Here is a 14305-nt window from a genome sequence, read left to right as displayed (position 1 = left end):
GCCGCGGTCCACTACTTGAGTGTCACCCGGCGGCCGGTGGCGCGCCTGGCGTTTTCCAGGTGGTCGGCGAGCTGCTTCTGGATGTGCTCGGTGGCGGTGTCCAGCACCCGCCGGGTCCGCCGGCCGCTGCCGTCGCCCGCCTGGAACGGGTCGCCGAAGACGACGTCGACGCGGGAGCGCAGCGGGGGCAGCCCCTTGATCAGCCGTCCGGGCCGTTCGGAACTTCCCAGCACGGCCACCGGGACGATGGGCGCGCCGCTGCGCACGGCGAAGTAGGCGAGTCCGGCGCGCAGCGAGGCGAAGTCGCCCTCGCCGCGGGTGCCCTCGGGGAAGATGCCGAGGACGCCGCCCTGGCCGAGGACGCCGAGCGCCCGGGTGATCGCCGTGCGGTCGGTGCTGTGCCGGTCCACCTGGACCTGGCCGATGCCGGTCAGGAAGGAGCCGAGCGGGCCGACGAACGCCTCCTTCTTGATCAGGAAGTGCACCGGCCGGGGCGCCACGCCCATGACCATCGGGCCGTCGACGTTGTGCGAGTGGTTGACGGCGAAGATCACCGGTCCGGTGGCGGGCACCTTCCAGCCGCCGAGCACCCGCGGGCGCCACAGCCCGTACATCAGCCCGACGCCGATCCTCCGGCCGACGTCGGCGCCGCGTTCCGACGGGAGGCCCGCCGTGCGCTCGGACGCGGGAGTCACTTCGCGGCCCGCTTCTCCTCGACCAGGGTGACGACGCACTCGATGACCTGGGCGAGGGTGAGCTCGGTGGTGTCCACCTCGACCGCGTCGCCGGCCTTGGCCAGCGGGGAGGTGGTCCGGCTGGAGTCGGCCGCGTCCCGCTTGATCAGGGCCTCCCGGGTGGCCTTGACGTCGGCGCCCTTCAGCTCGCCGCTGCGGCGGGCCGCGCGGGCCTCCGGGGAGGCGGTGAGGAAGATCTTGAGGTCGGCGTCGGGCAGCACGGTGGTGCCGATGTCGCGGCCCTCGACGACGATGCCGTCCCGCGCGGCGGCGGCCAGCGAGCGCTGCAGCTCGGTGATGACGGTGCGCACCTCGGGCACCGCGCTGACCGCGCTGACCCGGGAGGTGACCTCCTGGGTGCGGACCGGGCCGGCCACGTCCACGCCGTCGACGGTGATCGTCGGCTGGGCCGGGTCGGTGCCGGAGACGATCTCGGGCTTGGCGGCCACGGCGGCGATCGCGGTGGGGTCGTCGATGTCGATGCCGTTGGTCACCATCCACCAGGTGATCGCCCGGTACTGGGCGCCGGTGTCCAGGTAGCTGAGGCCGAGTTGCGCGGCCACGGCCTTGGACGTGCTCGACTTGCCCGTGCCGGAGGGGCCGTCGATGGCGACAATCACGGGCTGGGCGGTCCGGGCGGCGCCGTCTTCCACAGCGGGGCACCTTCCTGGTGAAGGGTGGTGGATGGGTGTGCGGGACGCGAGGACGCCCCCGCACAAGGTTACTGGCTTCCCGGACCCCGCCATACGGGTGGCGTGCGCGGGGCCCCTCCCGGGGGGCCGGGAGGGGCCCCGCCGCGCGTCGGCTACTGGCGCAGGGCCCAGCCCCGGTCCCGCAGGGCCGCCGTCAGGACCGGGACCGCCCGCGGTTCGACCATCAGCTGCACCAGGCCGGCCTGCTGCCCGGTGGCGTGCTCGATCCGTACGTCCTCGATGTTGACCCCGGCGGCTCCCGCGTCCGCGAAGATGCGGGCCAGCTGCCCGGGCTGGTCGTCGATGAGCACGGCGACGACCTCGTAGGCGCGCGGCGCGGAGCCGTGCTTGCCGGGGACCCGGACCCGGCCCGCGTTGCCCCGCCGCAGCACGTCCTCGATGCCGGCGCCGCCCGCGCGGCGCTCGTCCTGGTCGGCGGACTGCAGCGCGCGCAGCGCCCGCACCGCCTCGGCCAGGTCGGCGGCGACGTCGGAGAGCAGGTCGGCGACCGGGCCCGGGTTGGCCGACAGGATGTCGATCCACATCCGCGGGTCGGAGGCCGCGATCCGGGTCACGTCCCGGATGCCCTGCCCGCACAGCCGTACGGCGGCCTCCTCGGCGTGCTCCAGGCGCGCGGCGACCGTGCTGGAGACGAGCTGGGGCATGTGGGAGACCAGGGCCACGGCGCGGTCGTGGGCGTCGGCGTCCATGACGACCGGTACCGCGCGGCAGTGCGAGACCAGCTCCAGGGCGAGGTTGAGGACCTCGGTGTCGGTGTCGCGGGTGGGGGTGAGCACCCAGGGGCGGCCCTCGAAGAGGTCGGCGGTGGCGGCCAGCGGGCCGGACTTCTCGCGGCCCGACATGGGGTGGGTGCCGAGGTAGCCGGTCAGGTCCAGGCCCAGCGCCTCCAGCTCGCGGCGCGGGCCGCCCTTGACGCTGGCCACGTCCAGGTAGCCGCGGGCCGCGTCCCGGCGCATGGCGTCGGCGAGCACGGCGGCCACATGGGCCGGCGGGGCGGCCACGATCGCCAGGTCGACGGGGCCGTCCGGGGCCGCGTCGGTGCCGGCGCCGAGCGCGACGGCCGTACGGGCTTGCTCTGGGTCGCGGTCGGCCAGGTGCACGGTCACGCCGCGCTGCGCGAGGGCCAGGGCGGCGGAGGTGCCGATCAGGCCGGTGCCGATGACGAGCGCGGTCCTCACTGGGCGATGTCCTTGCGCAGGGCGGCCGCCGCGCCGAGGTACACATGGGCGATCCCGGTGCGCGGCCGGTCGGTCTCGATGTGCGCGAGGAGCCGTACGACGCGGGGCATCGCGCCCTCGATGTCCAGTTCCTGCGCGCAGATCAGCGGTACGTCGACGATGCCGAGCCGGCGGGCGGCGACCGCCGGGAAGTCGCTGTGCAGGTCGGGCGTGGCCGTGAACCAGATGCTGATCAGGTCGTCGGCGCTCAGTCCGTTCCGCTCCAGGACGGCGGTGAGCAGGGCCTCGACCTGCTCGCTCATGTGGCCGGCTTCGTCCCGCTCCAGCTGGACGGCCCCCCGGACCGCTCGTACCGCCACGGCGCTGCTCCTCGCTGATGTGCGTGTGTCTGTCCTCGGCCGTCCAGCCTAGTCAGCCGGGCGGCCGGGCACGCACCGCGCCCGCCCGCTGAGACACCCGACGGGAGTGGCTTTTGGGGAGTTACCTTCCGATTTACTTCGTCTTGGGGTATTTCGGTGCGAAGATTGCCGCCGCTCCACTCGGAGCGACTTCCCTTCGGCACCTCTCGGAGTGACGGCATGACACAGGGCTCGACCCGGCGCACGGTTCTCGCGACGGGCGCGGTTGCGCTCGCCGCCGGTTGCAGCGACTCGAACTCGGGCAGTACCAGCACGTCCTCGTCGGCCCCGGCCGCGCCGGCCACCACGGCCGCGACGTCCTCGGCCCCGGCGGCCGCGACCTCGCCCCCGCACAGCTCGGCGGCCGGGGGCGAACTGGCCCGCACGAGCGACATCCCGATCGGCGGGGGCAAGGTCTTCAAGGAGCAGCGGGTGGTCGTCACCCAGCCGTCCCAGGGCCAGTTCAAGGCGTTCTCGGCGGTCTGCACCCACCAGGGCTGCACGGTGGCCGAGGTCGCCGACGGCACCATCGACTGCCCCTGCCACGGCAGCATGTTCCACATCGCCGACGGCTCGGTCACGCACGGCCCGGCGACCAGCCCGCTGGCCGCCAGGAAGATCGAGGTGCGGGGAAATTCCATCCGCCTGACCTGAAGGGGCCGCGTACGCTCCCGGGCATGCAGCCCGAGGATCTGGTACGCGACCACACCATCTACTCCTGTGTCATGGGCTCGCGGGCCTTCGGGCTGGCGACGGAGGACAGCGACACGGACCGCCGTGGCGTCTTCGTCGCCCCCACCCCGCTCTTCTGGCGCTTCCAGAAGCCGCCGACGCATGTGGACGGCCCGCTGCCCGAGCAGTTCAGCTGGGAGCTGGAACGCTTCTGCGAGCTGGCGCTGCGCGCCGATCCGAACGTCCTGGAGTGCCTGCACTCCCCGCTGGTGGAGCACGCCGACGACCGGGGCCGCGAACTGCTCGCGCTGCGCGGGGCGTTCCTGTCCCGCCGGGTGCACACCACCTTCACCGGGTACGCCGTCGCCCAGCACCGCAGGCTCGCCGCCGCGCTGCGCACGCACGGCGCCCCGCGCTGGAAGCACGCCGTGCACCTGCTGCGCCTGCTCCTCACCGCCCGCGACCTGCTGCGCACCGGCGAACTCACCCTGGACGTCGGCGCCGAGCGCGACCACCTGCTGGCGGTCAAGCGCGGCGAGGTCCCCTGGTCCGAGGTCGAGTCCCGCATGACCCGCCTGGCCACCGAGGCCGAACACGCCCTCCCCCGCAGCCCCCTGCCCGCCGAACCCGACCAGCGCCGCGTGGCGGACTTCCTGCACCGCGTACGCCGCGACTCGGCCCTCACGGCCGCCCCGGACGGCGGACACGCGCAGGACGCCGCCGTACACGCCCCGCGCACCGAACGCCCCTGACAGCCCCCGCCCCGCCCGGCCGCGCGCCGCTCAGGCGTCCCAGAGGGCGCCGAGCGCCGGCAGTTCGGCCCGGTACTCGATGCGGGCGGTCCAGTCGGACGGCCAGGCGCCGGCGTCATCTGGGTGTCGTCGGTGACGATCGCCGGGCGCGGCAGCTCCAGCCGCCGCCACGGCCCGCACTGGGCGAGAACCGAGGGCACGTCGTTGAACTCGGTCGGGAACCCCAGCGCGTCGCCCAGGGCCAGCCCCAGCAGCGCTCCCGTCGCGGCACGCCGGCCGGCGGTCGTGGTGGGCATGCGGACGTCTTCGGAGGCGGGCCTGAACGGCGGCGGACACGCCTCGGCGGTGGCGTTGTCCGCACCGTACAGCGCCACCGCCCGCTCGCCGAAGCCCCGGGGCCGGGGTGGACGCCTACAGGTCGACCTCCTGCATCAGCATGCCGACCTCGGTGTTGGACAGGCGGCGCAGCCAGCCGGACTTCTGGTCGCCCAGGGTGATGGGGCCGAAGGCGGTGCGCACCAGCTTGTCGACCGGGAAGCCGGCCTCGGCCAGCATGCGGCGCACGATGTGCTTGCGGCCCTCGTGCAGGGTGACCTCGACCAGGTAGTTCTTGCCGGTCTGCTCGACGACCCGGAAGTGGTCCGCGCGCGCGTAGCCGTCCTCCAGCTGGATGCCGTCCTTGAGGCGCTTGCCCAGGTCGCGCGGGATCGGGCCGACGATGTGCGCGAGGTAGGTCTTGCGCACGCCGTACTTGGGGTGGGTGAGGCGGTGCGCCAGCTCGCCGTGGTTGGTGAGCAGGATGACGCCCTCGGTCTCGGTGTCGAGCCGGCCGACGTGGAACAGGCGCGTCTCGCGGTTGGTGACGTAGTCACCGAGGCACTGGCGGCCCTCCGGGTCCTCCATGGTGGAGACGACCCCGGCGGGCTTGTTCAGCGAGAAGAACTGGTACGACTGCGTGGCCACGGTCAGGCCGTCGACCTTGACCTCGTCGTTCTCCGGGTCGACCCGGCGGCCCTGCTCCAGGACGATCTCGCCGTTCACCTCGACCCGCGCCTGCTCGATCAGCTCCTCGCAGGCGCGCCGCGAACCGTACCCGGCGCGGGCGAGCACCTTCTGCAGCCGCTCGCCCTCCTGCTCGGCGCCCGGGAAGGTCTTGGGCAGCTTGATGTCCTTCTTGCCCGCGTACCGCTCGCGGTTGCGCTCCTCCGCGCGCGTCTCGTACTCGCGCGAGCGCGCCGGAGCCGTACGCCCGCCCTGGGCGTCGGGCCTCCTGGGGCCGCCCTTGGCGCCGCCGCGGGCCGCGCCGCCGCGCCCCGCCTTGGGGCCGTCCTTCGTGGCGCCGGGGCCCACGTCGTAGCGGCGCTCCTCGGGGCGGGGCTTGCGGGGGCGGTCCTGCCCCTGCTTCTGGTCCCTGTCGTTGCCGGCGCCGCGGTGGTTACCGCGCCCGCCGCTCTTGCCGCTGCCGCTGCTTCGCATCAAAGTTCCGTCGTCGTCGTGTCAGTCATGTGTGTCCCGAAGCCCTCGTCCGGGTCCGGGGCGTCCGGGTCGAACGACGGTACGGCCTCCTGGGTCTCGGCCTCGATCGCCTCCGCCTCCGGGAGGAAGGGCGCGAGCTCCGGGAGCTCGTCCAGACCGCGCAGGCCCATCCGCTCCAGGAAGTAGTTCGTCGTCCTGTACAGGATCGCACCTGTTTCGGGTTCCGTGCCCGCCTCCTCGACCAGTCCGCGCTGGAGCAGGGTGCGCATCACGCCGTCGCAGTTGACCCCGCGCACGGCGGAGACCCGGCTGCGGCTGACCGGCTGGCGGTAGGCGACCACCGCCAGGGTCTCCAGCGCGGCCTGGGTGAGCCGGGCCTGCTGGCCGTCCAGGACGAAGCCCTCGACGGCGGCGGCGTACTCGGGGCGGGTGTAGAAGCGCCAGCCGCCGGCGACCAGCCGCAGCTCGAAGCCGCGCCGCTGCGCGGTGTACTCGTCGGCCAGCTCGCGCAACGCGTCCGCGATCTGCCGCGGGGGCCGCTCCAGCGTCTTCGCGAGCTGCTCCTCGGTCGCGGGTTCGTCCACGACCATGAGGACGGCCTCCAGGGCGGGCTTGAGGTCGAGGCCGGCGACGTCACCCGGGTCCGCCGGGGGCCGCGGGCTCTCCTCGCTCATGGCGCTCATGGCTTCTCCTCCTCCTTCGGCGCCTCGGGCGGCCGGTCGAACTCGTCGGTCACCATCGTGTGCGCGTCCACGTCCCCGCCGGTCCAGCGCACGATCAGGTCGCCGAGGGCGGTCTCCTGGTCGAGTGCGACGGCCTTCTCCCGGTACAGCTCCAGGAGGGCCAGGAAGCGGGCCACGACCGTGAGGGTGTCGTCGGTGTCCGCGACGAGGTCCTGGAAGCCCGCCTCGCCCGCCTCGCGCAGCCGCGCGACCACGATCGCGGCCTGCTCCTGCACGCTGACCAGCGGCGCGTGGATGTGGTCGACGTACACCCGCGGCTCGGGCCTGGGCTGCATCGCCTTGACGGCCAGCCGGGCGAAGCCCTCGGGGCCGATGCTGATGACGACCTCGGGCAGCAGGTCGGCGTGGTGCGGTTCGAGGCCGACGGTACGGGGGTAGCGGCGGCCCTCCTCGTCCAGGCGCCGGTTGAAGATGTCGGCGATCTGCTTGTAGGCGCGGTACTGGAGCAGCCGCGCGAACAGCAGGTCGCGGGCTTCCAGCAGGGCGAGGTCCCCCTCGTCCTCCACCTCGGCGGCGGGCAGCAGCCGGGCCGCCTTCAGGTCCAGCAGGGTGGCCGCCACCACCAGGAACTCGGTCGTCTGGTCCAGGTCCCAGTCCGGCCCCATCGCCCGGATGTGCGCCATGAACTCGTCGGTGACCTTGGACAGGGCGACCTCGGTGACGTCCAGCTTGTGCTTGGAGATCAGCTGGAGGAGCAGGTCGAAGGGCCCCTCGAAGTTCGAGAGCCGCACCTTGAAGACACCGTCGCCGGCCTCCGGGGCGCTGTCGGGATCGGGGGCGGGAGCCGGCGCGAGACCGGGGGCGGACAGCGGCGGGGGCGCGGTGTCCGGAGTCCCGGGCTCGGCGGCGACCGGCTCGGCGGCAGACGGCTCGGCGGCGACCGGCTCGGCCGGAGGGGACTCGGGTGCCCGGGCCGCCGGGGCGGTGGGACCGGTCTGTTCCGAGTGGGGGGCGGTGGTGCCCGGGCCCCTGCCCAGCACGCGTCTGCGGGCGGCGGGGCCCGGGGCGGCGGGAGGGACGTCGTTCGAGGTCATGGCCTCCGCAGGCTACCGCTACCGCCCGCGCAGCCGGCGGACGAGGATGCTCGCGTCCCCGCGGGACTCCAGATCGGCGAGGACGACGGCGACCGCCTCCCGCACGATCCGGCCCCGGTCGACGGCGAGGCCGTGCTCGCCGCGGAGCACCAGCCGGGCGTGCTCCAGGTCCATCAGCTCCTCGGCGGAGACGTACACGGTGATCTTCTCGTCGTGCCGCTCGCGGCCGCTGGGCCGGCGGGCGGCCGCCCGCCCGCGCTTGCGCGGCGCGTCGGCGGCCGCACCGGCGCCGTCCGGCGCGCCCTGGCGCCGTCCGGCGCGCTCCGCGCCCGGCCCGTTCGCGCCCCTGCTGCGGGACTCCCCGGCCTCGGCCGGCTCGGCGTCGGCCGCCGCGTGCTCCGCGCCCTCGCCGTCGCCGCCCCGCGCGGGCACCGACTGCGGGGCGTCCTCCGCCGGCGCGGACGCCGGGTCGCTCTCCCCCGCGGGGGCGGGCACCCGGGCCTCGCCGCCGGCCTGGCGCCGGGGAGTGGACGCCTGGAGCGCCGTCCCCCCTGTCGTACGGAACAGTTCGTCGGCCCCCGGCAGACTCACTCGGCGTGACACCGGGCGAGCACCTCCCTGGCGAGCTGGCGATAGGCGGCGGCACCCACGGAGTTGGAGGCGTACGTGGTGATCGGCTCACCGGCCACCGTGGTCTCCGGGAAGCGGACCGTGCGGCCGATGACCGTGTGGTAGACGTGGTCGTCGAACGCCTCGACGACGCGCGCGAGCACCTCACGGCTGTGCACGGTGCGCGAGTCGTACATCGTGGCGAGGATGCCGTCCAGCTCCAGGTCGGGGTTGAGCCGCTCCTGGACCTTCTCGATCGTCTCGGTCAGCAGCGCGACACCGCGCAGCGCGAAGAACTCGCACTCCAGCGGCACGATCACCTTGTGCGCGGCCGTGAGGGCGTTGACGGTGAGCAGGCCGAGCGAGGGCTGGCAGTCGATGACGATGTAGTCGTAGTCGTCCATCAGCGGCTTGAGCGCGCGCTGGAGCGTGGACTCGCGCGCGACCTCGGAGACCAGCTGGACCTCCGCCGCCGACAGGTCGATGTTGCTGGGCAGCAGGTCCATGTTGGGGACCGCCGTCTTCAGCAGGACCTCGTCCGCGGACATGCCCCGCTCCATGAGCAGGTTGTAGACCGTGAGGTCCAGCTCCATGGGGTTGACGCCGAGACCCACCGACAGCGCGCCCTGCGGGTCGAAGTCCACGAGCAGCACCCGGCGTCCGTACTCCGCGAGCGCGGCACCCAGGTTGATGGTCGACGTGGTCTTGCCGACGCCGCCCTTCTGGTTGCACATCGCGATGATCTTCGCGGGTCCGTGGTCGGTCAGCGGGCCCGGGATCGGGAAGTACGGCAGCGGGCGTCCGGTCGGGCCGACGCGCTCACGGCGCTGGCGGGCAGCGTCGGGCGCGAGCGTGGCCGCGTACTCCGGATCGGGCTCGTACTCGGCGTCGGGGTCGTAGAAGTGCCCCTCGGGCAGTTCGTCGTAGTCGGCGAAGTGGTTGTGGGGCGCGCCACTTCCGTCGCCGGCCATGGCGTTCACGTGATGGCCATCCATGCTCTGGTGTCCTGGCTGGGTCACCCCTGAGAACCGGTGACCCTGGTGGGCTGCGAAGGTGCGCACAGCGACGGAGCCGACAGCCTCGGGCCCCGTGGGGCTCTGGCCCTGCACAGGCATTCCTGGACCACCCCCGGGAGAAAATGTCGACTCATTCACAAGTCGTCTTACCTCCTTGGTGACCAGGAAACTTCTAGACAGGTCAGCGTGGCACCATGCCGACGGTTTGCGACTCTATGGCGTGTCGGGCGTCCGCAGCAACACAATCCGCCGGACCCGGCCCGATGTGTCGGCAATGAAACATCCCTCTGTCAAGGGCGTACGGCCGTCGCACGGCAGGTTTCACCGGTACGCGAATCGGTCGAAAGGTTGTGTTCGAGGCGAGTTGACCGAGTGCGGCGAAGTGACCATACACACATCCGGCCGGACCTTGTGGGGCAAGGTCCGGCCGGGTGCGTGGCGTTGACGGCACGTGTTGACGTATCGCCTTTTCCTGCGGGGTGACTTGGTCGACTCCTCGATCCCGGACTCAGCCGAGCAGGGTGGCCAGCTCCACGTGGTCCAGGCCGTGGGCCTCGGCGACCTCGCGGTAAACGACCTTGCCGTCATGGGTGTTGAGACCCTTGGCCAGCGCGGCGTCGCGGCGCAGCGCCTCGACCCAGCCGTTGTTGGCCAGCGAGACGATGTACGGCAGCGTGGCGTTGGTGAGCGCGTAGGTCGAGGTGTTGGGCACCGCGCCGGGCATGTTGGCGACGCAGTAGAACACCGACTCGTGGACCTTGAAGGTCGGCTCGGCGTGCGTGGTGGCGTGCGAGTCCTCGAAGCAGCCGCCCTGGTCGATCGCGATGTCGACAAGGACACTGCCGGACTTCATGCGGGAGACCAGCTCGTTGGTGACCAGCTTGGGGGCCTTGGCGCCCGGGATGAGCACCGCGCCGACCACGAGGTCGGCGTCCAGGCAGGCCTTCTCCAGCTCGAAGGTGTTGGAGACGACGGTCTGGATCTTCGTGCCGAAGATCTTGTCGGCTTCCTTGAGCTTGTTGATGTCCTTGTCGAGCAGGGTCACGTGGAAGCCCAGGCCGATGGCGATCTGCGCGGCGTTCCAGCCGGAGACGCCGCCGCCGATGATGACGGCCTTGCCGGCCGGCACACCCGGGACGCCGCCCGGCAGCACACCGCGGCCGCCGGCGGCGGCCATCAGGTGGTAGGCGCCGACCTGCGGGGCGAGGCGGCCCGCGACCTCGGACATCGGGGCGAGCAGCGGCAGGGCGCGGCCCGGCAGTTCGACGGTCTCGTAGGCGATCGCCGTGGTGCCCGAGGCCAGGAGGGCGTCCGTGCACTCCTGGGAAGCGGCCAGGTGCAGGTAGGTGAAGAGGATCTGGTCCTTGCGGAGGCGGTGGTACTCCTCCGCGATGGGCTCCTTGACCTTGAGCAGCAGGTCGGCGGCGGCCCAGACCTCGTCGGCGGTCTCCAGGATCTCGGCGCCGGCGGAGACGTACTCCGCGTCCGGGATCGAGGAGCCGACGCCGGCGTTCCGCTCGACGACGACCTGGTGGCCGTGGCGCACCAGCTCGTGCACGCCGGCCGGGGTGATGGCCACCCGGAACTCGTTGTTCTTGACCTCGCGGGGGATGCCGACCTTCACGTCGATCACGGTCCTTGACTCAGGGAATGTGGGGCAATAAAGACGTACCCCGGCATGCGGGGGCATACCAGGAGACACCGCAGGGGAACGAGCGGCAGAGCCAGTCTAATGAAGGCGTTCTCCCTGTCTAGCCTTTCATTGCATCAATCTTCAGCAGATGTGCTGCGGATTTCGCAGGCTCCAGAGTCTTGTGCCTGCGATGTATCGGCCGTACTGTCCCCCTGGCCGTCCTCGGCCCGGTCCCCGGCCGGCCGGATCTCGCCCGTGAGCAGGCGCTCGGCGGCCCCGCGGTGCAGCCGCGCCGCCGCCGGATCACCGAGGCGTTCCAGGGTGTCGGCCAGCCGCAGTTGCAGCGCGGCCTGCAGCCGTACGTCCTCGGCGCGGCGGGCCCACTCGACGGCTTCCTGGCAGGTCCGCAGGCATTCCGCCGGGCGGCCCGCGTACTCCTGTACCCGGGCCAGTTCGCTCAACGCCCGTGCGTGGGCCGGGACATCGCCCGTCCTGCGGTGACCGGCGACGGCGGCCCGCCAGTTGCGCAGCGCCTCGCCGTAGCGGCCGGTGTAGGTGTACGCCGTGGCGATCCGGCCGTACAGCCGGGCGGCGTCGGCGTGTTCACCGCGCGCCAGCCGCTCGGCCAGGGCCCGGCCGAACCAGTCGGCCGCCCGGTCGTGGTCCCCCAGTTCCTGGTGGGCGCCGCCTACGGATTCCATCGCGCGGCCGGTCGCGTAGGGGTCGTTCGCCGCCCGTCCGACGTCCAGCGCGGTCCGGTAGCGGGCCAGCGCCTCGGCGGTGCGGCCGGTGCGGGCGTCCAGATCGGCCAGGTTCAGCAGGGCGGCGGCCTGCTCGCGGGGCAGGTCCTGGCGCCTGGACACGTCCAGGACCAGGCGGTGCACGCCGTAGAGGTCGCCGGCCGCGGCCTCGGTGCCGAGGTGGGCGACCATGGCCCGCACCAGCTGGGCCATCAGCCGGCGGGCCAGGGTGTCCAGCTCCCCGTCGGCGACCGCGAGCCGGGCGGCGGCCAGCAGCGCGGGCCGGCGGGCGCGCAGCCACTCCCCGGCCGCCTCCCGGGAGGCGAAGCGCAGCGCGGGCGGCAGCTGCCTGAGCCGCTCGGCGGCCTCGGGGCCCTCGGTCTCGGTGGCCGCCCGGCAGGACTGGAGCAGCCGTACGGTCCGCTCCAGCATCCGGGCCCGGGCCAGTTGCAGCTCGGCGGGCCGGTCCTCGCGCGCGGCGAGCGCCGCCAGCAGCGGGTGCAGGCAGCCGGGGACCTCGTAGCGGGGCAGCGGCGCGGGGACGGCCCGCAGCAGGCCGAGGGCGGTGAGCCGGTCCAGCAGGGCGCGAGCGCTCTCCAGGGAGCAGCCGGCCAGCGCGGAGGCGGTGTGCGGGTCGGCGTCGCCGGCCGGGGCGAGGGAGAGCAGCCGCAGCATCCGGGCGGCCGGACCCGGCAGGCCGCCGTGCACGAAGTCGAGGACGCGGTCGAGCGCGGCGCCGTCGCCGGGGTCGGCGTGCAGCCGTTTGGCCAGGTCGGAGACGGCTTCCTTGGGGTGGGCGGCGAGCCAGCCGCCGGCCAGGGCGAGGGCGGCGGGCTGGCCCTGGCAGACCTCGACCAGGGACTCGGCGGCGCGTGGGTCGACGGTGATGCGGACCGGGTCGATGCGGTCGGCCAGCAGTTCCACCCCGGACTTGGCGTCCAGGCCGCCCAGGGTGCAGGGGCGGACGTCGGCGATGCCGGTGAGGGGGCCGCGGGAGACGGCGACGAGCAGGCAGTCGGCGTTGTCCGGCAGCAGCGCGTCGACCTGTTCGGCGCCGGCCGCGTCGTCGAGCAGCAGCAGGACGCGGCGCACGGCGAGGGCCTCGCGCAGCCGCTCGGCGAGTTCGTCCTCGCGGGCGCCGGGCGGGACCGGCAGGCCGAGGGCGGTGAGCAGGTCGCCCGCGGCGCGCTCGACCGGGACGGGTGTGCCGTCGGGTTCGCCGAGCCGGGCGCGCAGGACGCCGTCGGGGTAGCGGGAGGCGACCTGCCGTACCAGTTTCTCGGCGAGCGCGGTGCGGCCGGAGCCGGGCCGGCCCGCGATGAGCAGGACGCGCGCGCGGGGCGCCTTGCGCCCGGAGATGGTGTCGAGTCCGGCGCGCGCGATGTCGGCGCGCAGGTCCTTCAACTCGCGGGTGCGGCCCAGGAAGAGAGGGCGTGGGGCCGCGGCCGGCCGGTCGTCACGCGTCAGGTTCCCGCCACCTGCGTCCACCGCCTGATCCGTCACGGGCCACGCTCCCGTCCACCGCACGCGCATACCCGCCGGGGACTCCGGTACGGGCGTTTGAAGAGCCTAGTTCACGCTCTGCGACGTTCCGGGAGGAGCACGGCGGGCAGGTCGCCCGATCGGATCAGGCGATGGTCACACGATCAGGAGAGCGGCCGGTTCAGGAGGCGAAGGGGCGCGCCGGCCACGGTGCCTCCGCCGGGCGCAAAGCCTCCAGGCCCTCCCCCTGGCGTGCCGCGGTGAGCGCGAGGACGCCGACCGCGAGGCAGTTGTTGTGCAGCTCTCCCGCGAGCACCCCGCGCACCAGGTCCGCGACCGGGACCCGGTCCAGCTCCATGTCCGTCTCCTCGTGCTCCGCGGCGAAGCGCTCGCCCTCGGCCTCGGACAGCTCACGGGCGAGGAAGATCCGCACGGCCTCGTCGCAGCCGCCGGGGGTGCTGTACACGTCGGTCAGCACCCGCCAGTCCTCGGCCTTGACGTACGCCTCCTCGTACAGCTCGCGCCGGGCGGCGTGCAGCGGGTTCTCGCCGGGCACGTCGAGCAGGCCGGCCGGGATCTCCCACAGCCGCTGCCGCACCGGGTGGCGGTACTGGCGCAGCACCACGACCCGGTCCTCGTCGTCGAGGGCGAGCACCGCGACGGAGCCGGGGTGGACCTGGTAGTCGCGGCCGGCCACCGACCCGTCGGGCATGACCACGTCGTCGGTCCGCATCGAGGTCTTGGCGCCGGTGAACGGGGTCCGCGTCCCCCGGACCTCCCACTCCTCCGGAGTGTCCCTGATCGTCATGCCTGTCCTTCCGCACGAGCCGTACCCCGGTGCAACCGGGGTGCCCGCCTTCGCGGCGGACACCCCGGCAACCGTACAACCGGTCGCTACTTGCCGATCTTGCGCGCGACCGCCGCCTTCACCAGTCCGGCGAAGAGGGGGTGGGGGCGGGTCGGGCGGGAGCGGAGTTCGGGGTGGGCCTGGGTGGCGACGAGGTAGGGGTGGATGTCGCGGGGGTATTCGACGTATTCGACGAGTTTGCCGTCGGGGGAGGTGCCGGAGAAGAGGATGCCGGTCTTCTTCTCGAGTTCGGCGCGGTAGGTGTTGTTCACCTCGTA

14 protein-coding genes and 2 pseudogenes are annotated in these 14305 nt (G+C 73.4%); 2 read left to right on the top strand and 14 right to left on the bottom strand.

What is annotated here, in order from left to right; translation table 11 throughout:
- Window positions 1–11 precede the first annotated feature (11 nt).
- The 4 genes from ABZ858_RS35490 to aroH form a co-directional block, all read right to left on the bottom strand.
- Entirely contained in the window at window positions 12–734 is a 723-nt protein-coding gene (locus ABZ858_RS35490; RefSeq protein ID WP_361388551.1) for a lysophospholipid acyltransferase family protein, read from the bottom strand.
- Complete coding sequence (gene cmk / locus ABZ858_RS35485) at window positions 692–1387, bottom strand: (d)CMP kinase (protein WP_361388548.1); 696 nt, start codon at window positions 1385–1387, stop codon at window positions 692–694. Before cmk ends, ABZ858_RS35490 begins: the two co-directional genes overlap by 43 nt.
- A gap of 152 nt (window positions 1388–1539) precedes the next feature.
- Window positions 1540–2625, bottom strand: coding sequence for a prephenate dehydrogenase (locus tag ABZ858_RS35480; RefSeq protein WP_361388545.1), 1086 nt, complete (start codon window positions 2623–2625; stop codon window positions 1540–1542).
- On the bottom strand, window positions 2622–2984 hold the full coding sequence (gene aroH / locus ABZ858_RS35475) for a chorismate mutase (RefSeq protein WP_361388542.1): 363 nt from the start codon (window positions 2982–2984) through the stop codon (window positions 2622–2624). Before aroH ends, ABZ858_RS35480 begins: the two co-directional genes overlap by 4 nt.
- 219 nt (window positions 2985–3203) lie before the next feature.
- Here aroH and ABZ858_RS35470 point away from each other — a divergent pair, with 219 nt between their 5' ends.
- Window positions 3204–3677 (top strand): Rieske (2Fe-2S) protein, encoded by a 474-nt coding sequence (locus ABZ858_RS35470; protein WP_361388539.1) that lies wholly within the window; start codon window positions 3204–3206, stop codon window positions 3675–3677.
- 23 nt (window positions 3678–3700) lie between these two features.
- Complete coding sequence (locus tag ABZ858_RS35465; protein WP_361388536.1) at window positions 3701–4447, top strand: nucleotidyltransferase domain-containing protein; 747 nt, start codon at window positions 3701–3703, stop codon at window positions 4445–4447.
- Window positions 4448–4545: 98 nt separating this feature from the next.
- On the opposite strand, the pseudogene ABZ858_RS35460 reads toward ABZ858_RS35465, so the two are convergent.
- The 10 genes and pseudogenes from ABZ858_RS35460 to ABZ858_RS35415 all read right to left on the bottom strand — a co-directional run.
- Window positions 4546–4743: pseudogene (locus ABZ858_RS35460) on the bottom strand (ADP-ribosylglycohydrolase family protein); the annotation flags it as partial.
- 115 nt (window positions 4744–4858) lie between these two features.
- Complete coding sequence (locus tag ABZ858_RS35455; protein WP_361388533.1) at window positions 4859–5923, bottom strand: pseudouridine synthase; 1065 nt, start codon at window positions 5921–5923, stop codon at window positions 4859–4861.
- A complete protein-coding gene (gene scpB / locus ABZ858_RS35450; protein ID WP_361388664.1) occupies window positions 5923–6597 on the bottom strand; it encodes an SMC-Scp complex subunit ScpB in 675 nt (224 codons plus the stop codon). The genes ABZ858_RS35455 and scpB overlap by 1 nt, the downstream gene beginning before the upstream one ends.
- A gap of 5 nt (window positions 6598–6602) precedes the next feature.
- Window positions 6603–7700 carry a segregation/condensation protein A gene (locus tag ABZ858_RS35445; RefSeq protein WP_361388530.1) on the bottom strand — a complete coding sequence of 366 codons (1098 nt, stop codon included), beginning with the start codon at window positions 7698–7700 and terminating at the stop codon, window positions 6603–6605.
- Between the two features lie 18 nt (window positions 7701–7718).
- Window positions 7719–8303, bottom strand: a complete 585-nt coding sequence (locus ABZ858_RS35440; RefSeq protein ID WP_361388527.1) for a hypothetical protein — start codon at window positions 8301–8303, stop codon at window positions 7719–7721.
- Window positions 8288–9424: a ParA family protein gene (locus tag ABZ858_RS35435; RefSeq protein WP_361388524.1), complete on the bottom strand. Its 1137-nt coding sequence runs from the start codon at window positions 9422–9424 to the stop codon at window positions 8288–8290. The genes ABZ858_RS35440 and ABZ858_RS35435 overlap by 16 nt, the downstream gene beginning before the upstream one ends.
- Before the next feature lie 409 nt (window positions 9425–9833).
- Complete coding sequence (gene ald, locus ABZ858_RS35430; RefSeq protein ID WP_361388521.1) at window positions 9834–10958, bottom strand: alanine dehydrogenase; 1125 nt, start codon at window positions 10956–10958, stop codon at window positions 9834–9836.
- A gap of 134 nt (window positions 10959–11092) precedes the next feature.
- Window positions 11093–13201 carry a tetratricopeptide repeat protein gene (locus ABZ858_RS35425; protein WP_361388518.1) on the bottom strand — a complete coding sequence of 703 codons (2109 nt, stop codon included), beginning with the start codon at window positions 13199–13201 and terminating at the stop codon, window positions 11093–11095.
- A 160-nt stretch (window positions 13202–13361) separates the two neighbouring features.
- Window positions 13362–13988, bottom strand: a complete 627-nt coding sequence (locus tag ABZ858_RS35420; protein WP_361388515.1) for an NUDIX hydrolase — start codon at window positions 13986–13988, stop codon at window positions 13362–13364.
- A gap of 86 nt (window positions 13989–14074) precedes the next feature.
- Window positions 14075–14305: pseudogene (locus ABZ858_RS35415) on the bottom strand (CTP synthase); the annotation flags it as partial.

The sequence above is a fragment of the Streptomyces sp. NPDC047017 genome (assembly GCF_040644175.1).
GTDB lineage: Bacteria > Actinomycetota > Actinomycetes > Streptomycetales > Streptomycetaceae > Streptomyces.
Note: the sequence above shows the minus strand (reverse complement) of the source record. Positions and strands in the feature narration are given on the sequence as shown.